At 43.9% G+C, this 10,740-nt stretch carries 11 protein-coding genes; 2 read left to right on the plus strand and 9 right to left on the minus strand.

What is annotated here, in order from left to right:
* Nucleotides 1-125 precede the first annotated feature (125 nt).
* Nucleotides 126-884, plus strand: a complete 759-nt coding sequence (locus T472_RS09805; RefSeq protein ID WP_023386433.1) for a DeoR/GlpR family DNA-binding transcription regulator — start codon at nucleotides 126-128, stop codon at nucleotides 882-884.
* A gap of 57 nt (nucleotides 885-941) precedes the next feature.
* Here T472_RS09805 and T472_RS09810 read toward each other — a convergent pair whose 3' ends face one another.
* The 6 genes from T472_RS09810 to T472_RS09835 form a co-directional block, all read right to left on the minus strand.
* Nucleotides 942-1,391 (minus strand): hypothetical protein, encoded by a 450-nt coding sequence (locus T472_RS09810; protein WP_023386432.1) that lies wholly within the window; start codon nucleotides 1,389-1,391, stop codon nucleotides 942-944.
* Nucleotides 1,392-2,553: 1,162 nt separating this feature from the next.
* Nucleotides 2,554-3,360, minus strand: a complete 807-nt coding sequence (locus tag T472_RS09815; protein WP_023386431.1) for a carbon-nitrogen hydrolase family protein — start codon at nucleotides 3,358-3,360, stop codon at nucleotides 2,554-2,556.
* 35 nt (nucleotides 3,361-3,395) lie between these two features.
* A complete protein-coding gene (locus T472_RS09820; RefSeq protein WP_023386430.1) occupies nucleotides 3,396-4,337 on the minus strand; it encodes a glycosyltransferase family 2 protein in 942 nt (313 codons plus the stop codon).
* Nucleotides 4,324-5,271, minus strand: a complete 948-nt coding sequence (locus T472_RS09825) for an NAD-dependent epimerase/dehydratase family protein (RefSeq protein WP_023386429.1) — start codon at nucleotides 5,269-5,271, stop codon at nucleotides 4,324-4,326. The genes T472_RS09820 and T472_RS09825 overlap by 14 nt, the downstream gene beginning before the upstream one ends.
* 154 nt (nucleotides 5,272-5,425) lie before the next feature.
* The gene (locus T472_RS09830) at nucleotides 5,426-6,139 is read right to left on the minus strand and encodes a TVP38/TMEM64 family protein (RefSeq protein WP_023386428.1); all 714 of its coding nucleotides are present in this window, start codon (nucleotides 6,137-6,139) and stop codon (nucleotides 5,426-5,428) included.
* A gap of 47 nt (nucleotides 6,140-6,186) precedes the next feature.
* Nucleotides 6,187-6,741, minus strand: coding sequence for a carboxymuconolactone decarboxylase family protein (locus T472_RS09835; protein WP_023863558.1), 555 nt, complete (start codon nucleotides 6,739-6,741; stop codon nucleotides 6,187-6,189).
* A 469-nt stretch (nucleotides 6,742-7,210) separates the two neighbouring features.
* On the opposite strand from T472_RS09835, the gene T472_RS09840 reads away from it, so the two are divergent.
* Nucleotides 7,211-7,936, plus strand: coding sequence for a hypothetical protein (locus T472_RS09840; protein ID WP_023387790.1), 726 nt, complete (start codon nucleotides 7,211-7,213; stop codon nucleotides 7,934-7,936).
* A gap of 476 nt (nucleotides 7,937-8,412) precedes the next feature.
* Here T472_RS09840 and T472_RS19340 read toward each other — a convergent pair whose 3' ends face one another.
* The 3 genes from T472_RS19340 to T472_RS09855 form a co-directional block, all read right to left on the minus strand.
* The gene (locus T472_RS19340; RefSeq protein ID WP_023863559.1) at nucleotides 8,413-8,637 is read right to left on the minus strand and encodes a hypothetical protein; all 225 of its coding nucleotides are present in this window, start codon (nucleotides 8,635-8,637) and stop codon (nucleotides 8,413-8,415) included.
* A 42-nt stretch (nucleotides 8,638-8,679) separates the two neighbouring features.
* Nucleotides 8,680-8,871, minus strand: coding sequence for a hypothetical protein (locus T472_RS09850; protein WP_023388097.1), 192 nt, complete (start codon nucleotides 8,869-8,871; stop codon nucleotides 8,680-8,682).
* 68 nt (nucleotides 8,872-8,939) lie between these two features.
* Complete coding sequence (locus T472_RS09855) at nucleotides 8,940-9,953, minus strand: HRDC domain-containing protein (protein WP_023388098.1); 1,014 nt, start codon at nucleotides 9,951-9,953, stop codon at nucleotides 8,940-8,942.
* Nucleotides 9,954-10,740 lie beyond the last annotated feature (787 nt).

The following is a 10,740-nucleotide window of genomic DNA, read 5'->3' on the forward strand; positions in this document are numbered from 1 at the left end:
TACTTTATCAATTCAGCAATAGTCAACAATATCAGCCTATTATGAACTCATCATTGATAACTCGTCACATTTCTGATATATTGCAATCAGATAATGATTATTTATGATTATTTCAGGAGGTCGAAATGAAGCCTGACAGACAAGATGAGATTATAAGGATATTAAAGGACAAGAAGATAAGCAATGTATCTGAGCTCTGCAGCCTAATGTATGCCAGCCCGGCAACCATAAGGAGGGACATCAGGGACCTGAAGGAAAAGGGCGTCGTAAGGTCATCCTATGGAGTGGTTTCACTCATCGAGAAGAACAACGAGACATTGTTCGATGACAGGAAGACAAGGCTGGAGAACGAAAAGGATGCAATCGCGAGGATTGCGATAGACTTTGTAAAGGACGACCATTTCATATTCATGGATTCAAGCACCACCGCCCTTGCGCTGGGAGTTAAGCTCGGGAGCTTCAAGAACATCCAGATACTGACCAACGGACTTGAGACATTAAGGTCACTTCACAAGATAATACACAACCCCCTGTACTCAACAGGAGGCAAGATCAACTTCTCTACGACCAGCATGGTCGGGAATGCAGCAATCAACCAGATAAAGAACTACTTTGGGGACATATTCTTCAGTTCCTGCCGGGGCATAACCCACTTCGGTTCCTGTGAAGCCTCCCAGGATGAGGCGCAGATCAAGAAGACCCTTTCTGAAAGGTCTGCGAAGACCATACTCCTGGTCGATGACTCAAAGTTCGACCAAACTTACTCGCACATCAGTTTAACCTTCGACATGGTAGATGTCATGATAACGAACAAACCAGTCCCTCCTGACCTGGCTGCGAGCATCAAGGAAATCAATCCAAGGATCATTATGCTGCACCCCTGAATATGGCAATGGAGCCTGGCTGTAAATCAGCCTGGCTCCAAACATATGCTGGTCAAGTCATTTTGGATTCACCAGCTCTGCCTTCAATCCATACTTCCTTATCAGCTCTTCATCAATCTCATGGTCAACCTCTATGACCTGGAATAAAATAAGCCTGTCATCTGTAGCGAAGTCAACAAGAGTGCCTCTTGCTTCAAGCCTGAAGTCAGTATAGTTCCAGAGATGTCCGCCTTCAGTAACCTTGTATCTGAACTTGTGTACTGGTGCAGACTCACTCATTGAAGGAACCTTTTCAATCGCTTCTGTTCCCTTTTCCCTGATTACTCCTGCCTTCAAAAGCCTCTGCAAATTGCCGGTCAGGAAATCATCGATTACTGCATGGGCCATTCCCTTGGTCAATTCCTCTACCTTGGATGTGAGCTCATACTCTCCATGCTTTTCAGCAAGATTCCTGATCTTCTTCAGCTGCAGCGGAGAACATCTGTCATTCTCCCAGGTCTTGTCCATAAACAGCACCTCTGTATAATAATTCTACTTTCGCGAACGATCAAGTATTCCCAAACTCATGAGATGAAAAGGTAAGCCTGATTGTACTAAAATTTAAGTTAGAAATTGAAGCATCCTTCAACAGGCTGATTTAACTTCATTAATGTAGACTCATATTGATCCCAAGGTTCAGTATCCTGTCTCAATTATCCCATAATAAGCTTATGCAATCCATACGCCCTTATATTCAATTCACCATTTGGGTTAGTCATTACGGAGATATTTGATGAAGCCCGACATTTAATCCAATGTTGTTCCTCGAAGCGCCTTTGTTTTTGCTTCACTAATGATCTTGAGGTTCTTTAGGGAATTCGATACCTCTTCTCTACCTGCCATATGATCTGAATGTCTCAATTAAAGACTGGCAGTGCTGGATTAGTGTGAGCATCGCACTAACTGACAATTTATTGCCATGGCTTTTCCAGTGATATCAAAAACTGGCCATTATTGGTCCGAATCGATTGATCCAGCTCAGCCTGGCCAGTTAATCTGTATTCTGATGTTCAGGACTTATGGTCTGCTGCAGCTGCCAGTGCCTGCCCCATCATATGGAACCGGTCTTAGCCACTTTATCTAAGATTCATATCTGTACTTGATACAATGTTAACCTCCATTCCTAGTCGGTTGGCTTTATCGGCACGGCCGGATAGTCAGGAAGTTTCGCATCGAATGCTCCTATGTAGATTTCTCCAGTGTCGAGCTTTACAAAGCAATGTTCAAATTTTTCTTCACCTGTTTCTTTACCTCGAAGCCATAGTAAATGGTCTCTTCAGGATCGTCTGCCATCTTGCATCCTAAACCGCCAAGCTGCTTAATCTCAGTGACTTTAAATTTTGATTCGATAATGGTAAATGCCTGAGTCCAGCTTATGTCCTAGTTTTCGGCAGTCGGTAAGACTTCTACTAGTGCCAGAGGATCAGGATTATCACCATCAACTCAACTTCTGCTAAAATCATGTCGTCATAAAATTAACCCTATATATTATCATTTTGAACTATTCGATAATTGCTTCACTTGTTTATCCCTGCCTCCCCGCTAAAACCATTTGAAAAGACCAGGCCCCAATGAATCATCATCCATTCAGGTCTGGTCTTATTCCATTACTTATTACATGTTGATTTCCTTAATCCTGTCTTATGGATTCCCTTCTCTTGTTTACGATTGGCAGCTGCTGCCTTACCCTTTCAACCTGTGACAGGTCAATCTCAACAACCTTCACTTCCTCGTCGAAGCCAAGCTGTTCAAGGACCTCTCCCCATGGTGAGGTAACTATGGAGTGTCCATAGGCATGGTAGCTCATTCCCATGTTCCTTGCAGGTCCGACACCGACCATGAACATCTCGTTGTCCAGTGCCCTTGCCCTGAAGGTCAGCTCCCAATGTGCAGGCCCTGTCGTCATGTTGAAGGCTGCAGGAACTACGCACATGATGGCTCCCATGGATTCCATCTTCTGCCACTCTTCAGAGAACCTGATGTCAAAACAGATTCCCATGCCAATCTTCCCGAATTCAGTATCGAACACTCCGAATGAGGTTCCCGGTGAGAAGGTTTCAGATTCCATGAAACGGACTCCACCCTCTATGTTGACATCAAACAGGTGGACCTTGCTGTGCTCATGGATCTCCTCCCCGTTACGGTCGAACACATAGCCTGTGTTGTACAGCTTCCCGCAACTCTGTACCGGGATCGATCCGCCTACAATGTATACATTGTTGTCGCTTGCCATCCTTGAAAGCCTCTGCCAGGTTTCGCCGAACTTCTCTTCCGCATAGTCCCAGAAGTATGCGTTGTCGTATGGACAGTTGAAAATTTCCGGAAGCACAACCATGTCTGCTCCATCTTCTGCCGCTATCCTCACGAACTTCTCCGCCTTGATCAGGTTCTTCTCCTTATTATCTGTCACCAAGAGCTGTGCAAGACCAATCTTCATGTTTGCCTCCTGTTAATTATGATTTCTATAATGCCTCAGGGTATGAACTTACCATATGTTTTCTCGAAGCGTCGTTTTACAAGGAGCTTCGGTGTAATGGCTATCTTGAAGACATCGAATATGTCAAGTGATGTCGCGTACTTCAGCTTTCCGTAATACTTGTAGTAGGACTTCAGGTCAAGCCTGTCGCTCAGCCTGTATGCAAGATAGCTTCGCTCATTGAAAAGCCCCGTATTGTCAGAATGACTTTTCATGACCTTCACCTTGTTATCGTGTGTGTAACCTTCAGGAAGCGAATAGATGAAATCAACCCAGTCCTCTGCGAAGACCTTGAAGACCTGACTGTTCCAGTAGCTGCCGCCCTTTTTTTCATTCCCGTATATCAGGTTCTCGTTCAGCCAGCAGATTCCAGTGCTGCTGTCGAGAAGCTCCTGAAGGAGGATCCCAAGCTGCATGAAGTTCGATCCGAGATACCTGTCATAGTCTTTGGTAAAAAGCTTACCTGTCCTGTATATGGTTGCTCCGGTTAGCGTAGTATGCCATGCCAGGTCAACGAAGAACTCATTTGCATCCGTGTAGACTTTTGATGGAGTGCTGATGCATCTGTGAAGCGAATTCACCGCTATGAAGTCATAAGGTTTTTCACCAATTACCTCAAGTACCCTTTTTATTCCACCCGGGCATATTATCTGAGAATCCCCAAGATACCAGACATAAGTCTGTCCCGGCTTCCCCAAAGTGCTGATACAGTTCCTGTCATGACCCAGTCTGTGCTCGTTCCTCGTATATTCGATATTGGGATATATCCTCATTAGCTCAGAAACCATCTCTTTTGTAAGGTCATCGCTGGAATCGTCTGATATGTAGACCTTTATCCCATGCTCAATGATTTCCGGAAGCATCAGCTCCAGGTTTTCCCTAAGTATCTGATGCCTGTTATAGGTCGGTATTGCAATTGCCAGTCTATCGTTTGTCATTTTCACGCTCCAGAATCTGTCTGTAGAAATTTTGTATCGATTTGCCAAGGTCTATCTTCTCAACTTCAACATATGACCTGAGCTTGTCGATATTGAGGACTACCTTGTCAGAGTCTACCCTTCTGGCATCCTTGTACCGCACTTTAAGGTTGATGTCCAGGGCTTCTTCAATGGTCTTAAGCAGCTCATTGACCGAGACTCCGGTTCCTGAACCTATGTTGAAGGTCTCATTCCATGCATTCATTCTGCTGAGACCAATTATGCACCTGCAAAGGTACTCTATAGGGATGTAGTCACGCGAAACGCTCCCGTCACCCCATATCTCCACTTCCTTGCCAGTCAGGTATTTCCCCAGGATTACTGCTACAAGTCCCTGTTTGCCGTAAAGGTTCTGGAACCTGCCGAATGGATTGGACGGCCTTACGATGAGGTATTCTATGTTTCCTTTCCTTCCTTCAAGCCTTATGTGCTCTTCAAGGCTGCATTTGCTGAGGCCGTAATAGTTTATCGGCCTTAGCGGGTCTTCCTCACTGTAATATCCGCTTTCCTTGTAGCTTCCATAGACAGTACCGCCTGAAGAGAGGAATATCAGCTTCCTGACATTATTCTCCTTCATGGTCCTTATTAGCTTCATCGTAGGTATGATCACTTCATCGTACTCCCTCAGGTAATCATCAAAGGAGCTTGCTGGAAGAAGGCCTGATACTAGATGGACTACCTCTTCCACCTCGTATTCTCTGAATATCCTGTTAAGGAGTACTGCATCATCCAAGTCCCCGGCAATCGAAACGACCTTGTCCCTTATTCCACTTAAATTCCCATTGTCCGGCTGCTCCCTGTTAAGGGAGATGACCTTCCTGTCCTGTTTGACATATTCATGAATGAGGTTAGACCCAATGAAACCTGCCCCACCAAGTATCAGAGTATACTTCATCGAATGCTCCTTGCAGGGATTGCTTATACTTATAACATATGCAACCCTTGATATTTCTGTTCTCCTGGATCAGCTGCTGCGCCACCCGTCAGATTCAGGCACGCAGATACATAATCCGGTTCCTTGCCGTTGCACGGCAAAACTGCTGGCTGTTTCAGTTGCCTATGCTGTGCCACTTGATGTATCCAATTATCCTGTCCCTGAATACATAGCCAAGCACCGCAAGCATGATTTGTATGAATGTGACAGCAGCCGCTGTTATGTAGTCACCCTTGGCTATCCTCTCTCCTACTATGCTGCACATGAGAATGGATGGGGAAAGGGCTACTATGTTCAAAAGAAGGAACCTTGGCAATGGAATGCTTGACCTTGCGAATATGTAAGGAAGTATCCCATTCGGGATACCTGGTATGAGGTACATCATGAAAGCTATCCATCCGAAGCTGTCCGCATTCTTCAATATGCTTTCATCAAGCCTTACCCTCCACTTCGGCTTTGTGATATGGAAATCGAAGGTTGCTCCTATTCTCCTTACCAGGATGAATATAAGCGTATCCGCCGCTACATAACCTGCAATGCATATGACAAGTCCGTTGAGGATGCCGTAGGTGAGCCCTGCCAGTATCTGAACAGCTGCCGAGGGAAACACAATGGTTATTATCTGGAGGACCTGAAGTCCCGCCATTATCACGACTCCCTTTGTTCCGTATTCCCTTATTTCCCTGGAGAGCGCTTCCTCATCTGCAATATGGTCCGATATGGTCCTTAGAAGAGGCAAAAGGTTTATGACGAGTATCACTATCGCTGCAATGATCAGCATGACAACGAGCATTGATATCCCCTTCTTCCTGAACTCTGCCTTCGTCATACCTCTCACCACCTGTATATCTACTCTTCCAAAACAAAAAACATGCTTCAGTCTATCCTGCAGCTGTCAGTGAACCCTGCAGGCGGCACTCCCAGCGATTTAATGAGCCTCGCCCAGTAGTTCACCTGTGCAGCAGCAGATGCGATAATTAGTATCTCACGCTCTGTGAACAGAGACTTCAAAGAATCCATGAATAGGCTGTCGAGCTTCACCGGAGTAGCTGATATTATCCTGGCATATCGTAGAGCAAGCTTCTCACGTTCACTGAAGGTCTGTGCATCTTCAATTCGCTGAAGGCTCCTGATCTCATCATCTGTTATGCCGTGCCTGTCATATTCAAAGGAATTCATATCTATGCAGAATGGACATGCCACCATAAGCGATACCTGGATCCTTATGAGCTGAAGCAGCCTCTCGGAAATATTCCCCTCGGGCTTTACTACCAGACTTTCAAGCACTCCTGAACCTATGGCAGTCCTTGGGTACCAGGCAAGGAGCTTTGGTACCAGGAGGTCCATGCCTGTCACCTTCCTTGTTGCATACATCCCAAGCCTGATATAGAATGGGATCTTCTTTGGAGGATCGATATATGCGCCTGCCATCTGTACAACTCCTTCTGCCAGTTTCTGTCATTTGGACACCTATATTCCAATTATATCATGTTTTTACAGATATCTTGTGCATACTTTATGCTTTCTGAATTTCAAATTGAAACGTCTTATAGTATTGCCATTTGAACTTAGTGCGATCCCTAACCAGCCTCCAGATTAAGTTCCCATGATATGAGCACTGCTGCACAGATGAATGGTAAGAAAATCCCAAGCACCAGGAAATTACCTGATAATGGAGTATAGTCGATCATACAAATGTTCCCTGGTGACACTTGTGTCGTGAGTTATCCATTTGTTCATTAAACTGATACTAGCTGTTGACTTCTTAGCGCTATTATCAAAGAAAAGAGAAGTCCTGATACATCCTGGATGTAAAACATTAAGTGGTAATTACCTATGATACTTTACAAGATATGCATACCAAGGCCACTTTAAGGGCCTGATAAGGGAGGCGAGCGATGTGGCACCAAGGATTTCAATTCCAATTTCAATGGACATCTATGATGTACGGGAAATGTTTTCACGATACTATATCGACCCGGATCTTGCGAGAAAGAATGTTCCACCAAAGTGGAACATAAAGATCCACGAAAACGGAAAGGCTCTACTTCTCGTAATGGTGCAGGACTGCAGGAAGGTAGTTTTAGAGAGATTTCTGAACATTGGTCCTGTCAGGATGTCTCATATCTGGATTGAACTTGAAGGGCCCTCTGAGTCTATTGACACTTTGCCAGGAACAACAAGGACGCTTCCTACGTGGTATTGGTACATACAGCCTCATCAAATGGATAGTTACCTGGCATTCCTGATGTTCAGGATTGCGGGTGTTGATGCACAATATGTGCGATATATCTCTCCAGGTACCGCACCAAATGGTTTTTGGGCTGGAAAGGTGAAAGAGGATGATTCACCTTACATCGGGTACGAATGGACTGTAATGAGCGAACCCTACCCGGAGCCTGACATTATCACAGGCAGTCATCGCTTCTTCAGGAAATATGGGCTGCGCGAATCTGAGGCGCATGCTGAATGCTTTACTCATTTTCTTGGAGAATCCACGGTCAAGCTGAGCGCTTCTTCGGATTCTACCATCGGAAAGCTTGGATTGGGCAGTTCATTTGAGGGCTTTTCAAATCCTGTATGGGTCAAGCACTGTCATGTACGCTATAGGGTCTGGTTCTTCTGAATATCAGCAAACTTGCAAGAGTTTCAGCCACGGCTTAAACTATCTTCCTGAATGTCAGACCGTAACTCGCAATTTGAGATAAAAGAAAGATGCGACAGTCAAGGGAGGGCACTGAAAAGCTCCCAAAATCAGCATGATTTGAGAAGAAGATAAGATGGCACCGAATTCGGACCATCTTATCTTCCTTTTTTGAGTTATTTAAGCTCAGTAGCAGCTATTTTCTACTCTTTAGTCCCCTAAGAGAGCAAATATCCTCTTCATATTTGCAGAGAACCTGGTGAATGCTCCTTGAAGTTCCATTCCAAACAGACCAAGTCCTGATGCTACATCAAAACCATGCCATGTTTCAATTCACTGTTCTTTGCTTCAATTTTATACGATGCTTTTGCCAGAGCCTTGAGTTCTTCTGTTTCCTGGTATGTCTTCTGTTCCGAATGGGTAGTTGACATCAATGTGACCGAGAATGACTTGGTCTTTTATCCTTCCTTGTAGCAGCCTTCACGATACGGGTAAAGCTTACACTTCTTAACATCTTTCAACCCCAACCCTGTCCGGTGATATCCCTTCATCCCAGGCATCTTGAAACAGTGCAAGTGCATGTCTATCCAACCTGCTGATATGAAGGCACCGTTCAGGTCTATGACCTGCTTTCCAGCTTCGCTGATGTCTTCAGAAACCTCGGATATCCTTCCATCCTCCATTAGTACAGATACATTCTTATGATTCAAAGCAATAGCATAATCTTATTTGGACACTACGGGATTGATCTCTTTTGGGTCTCTCAGCCATTCTATTGAGAGATAGTTGTAGTTATAGGTCTTTACATTCTGGAAAGTAACATCGTACTTGCCGGTAGCGCTATTGTATTTGCAGAATCTGACATTTTCAGTAATATCCTGACCCTTCTGAAGAATCATGTTGTTTTTCGTATTCAATTATCACCCTCCATAAATTACTTCAAATCTGGGGTTATGTCCTCATAATTTCAGAGACAGTTTCTGTTCTAGCTCCTATTCCTGCTTAGTATTGCTAGTATGTCAGATCCATATTTGCCGGCCTTTACCTCTCCAAATCCTGAAACCTCCTTAAGACTCTCCAATGAATCAGGCATCCTCAGGATCAGTTCATCCAACTGAGAATTGTTGAATATGAAGTATGCCTTGACACCTTCTTCCCTGCTCTTGACCAGCCTGTATTCCTTAAGATCATTAAACAGCTGAGATTCATCAGGTTTCTTTATTGTCTCTGGAACTCTTGTACTTTCATGACCAGTCCCGATTAAATATTTTGACGTATAGTCCCTATAAAGTGGCTTATGGAGATTAGCAAACCTTTCGGCTTGTTCATACATTATCTTGTCGCTACTTGCTTCGTTTTTGCTCTTGACTGTCATTTCTTTAATGTAGGCAACAAGCTGGTCATTTCTGATTATCTGGTCCCTTATTCCCTTATCAGCCTTGCTTACATCCAGCACGGTCCTGGGATTTGCCATGACAATTATCGATTTGTAGTTATCATCGAAGAATCTCTCGAACGCCAATCTAATAATTGCATTGCTAATGCTGTCCCTTCGGATTGCCTTAAGCAGCTCAAGATGCCTTTTATTCTGTGTAATCGGGCTGTAGATACCCTCCTTCTTCTTCTTTCCGTCAAACTCAAGAGTCCTTATGAAGTCGCCTGCGCTATTAACCTCAATGTCTCCAAACATGTTCTTGCACTCGATGAGGAATGTCAGTTTTCTTGTCACAACCAGAAAGTCAATCTGGGCACTCAATCCTTCATACTGGAGATGAAGGTCCCTAAGCACAAGCATCGGCATGAAGCTGTTCATCAGCTCGAAGAGAACATTCTCTTCACCCTTTATCCCGTATTCCAGAAGCCTCATATCCTGTGCAATCAATCTATTTGTCTCTCCAGAAGCCTTGTCATGCAATCCATTAAGTACCTCAAGCTGATTTTTCGCATCGTCAGAGTCCTTATAAATCAGAGGTCCGTTCAGCTTATCGAATAATCCCATAATATACCTCATATCTCAGTTATTTATTCAATATTGCCAAATGTGATATGAGTATTCAACTATTGATAGATTTGTAAACTTGTCGACATATTGAATCACATATATAAGGTACATTAGTAATCATGACAATCCTCATTTATTGCGCTAAGAACGATACATCCGATTTCATATATCCCTGTAGTACCTGCTGTATTCCCCTTATTCCTGCCCTATCACAACACTGAATTGCAAAAGAAAATCCCCATGCATGGCGAAATCACATTACGATGATTCCGTCCCTATGAGGATTGTCAGTCATACTATTTAACTCATTAGACTCTGACAGGTTGCTTATCAAGGGCCAATGGTGAGCCTAGACCAGGCTAACTACTCCAATATTTCAAAACAGGGAATAAGGTCATTATAATCAGAATAAACCAGAAGCCCATCATGTTGTAGTCTCCCAACCAATATATATGGAGCAATACCAATCATGCCTGCATACGTTACTATCTCTTCCCTGTCTGAATACTGATAATCAGTCTTAAAGGTATCATAGTCCTGTTTGGATATAAGAAGATCGCTGGCAATTTCATGAGGGCACTGAAAAAGCCCCTAAAAATTAGCATGATTTGAGTAGAAGATAAGATGGTACGGAATTCGGACCATCTTATCTTCTTTTTTTGAGTTACGTAAGCTCAGTAGCAGCTATTTTCTACTCACTAGTACCCTGGAACATCTTAATCTGTAATAATCACAGGATATAGGTGCTTTAATTTAGTACGCGCATTGTTACTGCTGACTTCTG

Source organism: Youngiibacter fragilis 232.1 (assembly GCF_000495435.3).
Taxonomy (GTDB): Bacteria; Bacillota; Clostridia; order Clostridiales; family Clostridiaceae; genus Youngiibacter; species Youngiibacter fragilis.

Excerpts from the sequence above, each read along its gene's own strand:
- T472_RS09805 (WP_023386433.1), top strand. The coding sequence starts at position 126 with ATGAAGCCTGACAGACAAGATGAGATTATAAGGATATTAAAGGACAAG.
- T472_RS09810 (WP_023386432.1), bottom strand. The coding sequence starts at position 1,391 with ATGGACAAGACCTGGGAGAATGACAGATGTTCTCCGCTGCAGCTGAAG.
- T472_RS09815 (WP_023386431.1), bottom strand. The coding sequence starts at position 3,360 with ATGAAGATTGGTCTTGCACAGCTCTTGGTGACAGATAATAAGGAGAAG.
- T472_RS09820 (WP_023386430.1), bottom strand. The coding sequence starts at position 4,337 with ATGACAAACGATAGACTGGCAATTGCAATACCGACCTATAACAGGCAT.
- T472_RS09825 (WP_023386429.1), bottom strand. The coding sequence starts at position 5,271 with ATGAAGTATACTCTGATACTTGGTGGGGCAGGTTTCATTGGGTCTAAC.
- T472_RS09830 (WP_023386428.1), bottom strand. The coding sequence starts at position 6,139 with ATGACGAAGGCAGAGTTCAGGAAGAAGGGGATATCAATGCTCGTTGTC.
- T472_RS09835 (WP_023863558.1), bottom strand. The coding sequence starts at position 6,741 with ATGGCAGGCGCATATATCGATCCTCCAAAGAAGATCCCATTCTATATC.
- T472_RS19340 (WP_023863559.1), bottom strand. The coding sequence starts at position 8,637 with ATGGAGGATGGAAGGATATCCGAGGTTTCTGAAGACATCAGCGAAGCT.
- T472_RS09855 (WP_023388098.1), bottom strand. The coding sequence starts at position 9,953 with ATGGGATTATTCGATAAGCTGAACGGACCTCTGATTTATAAGGACTCT.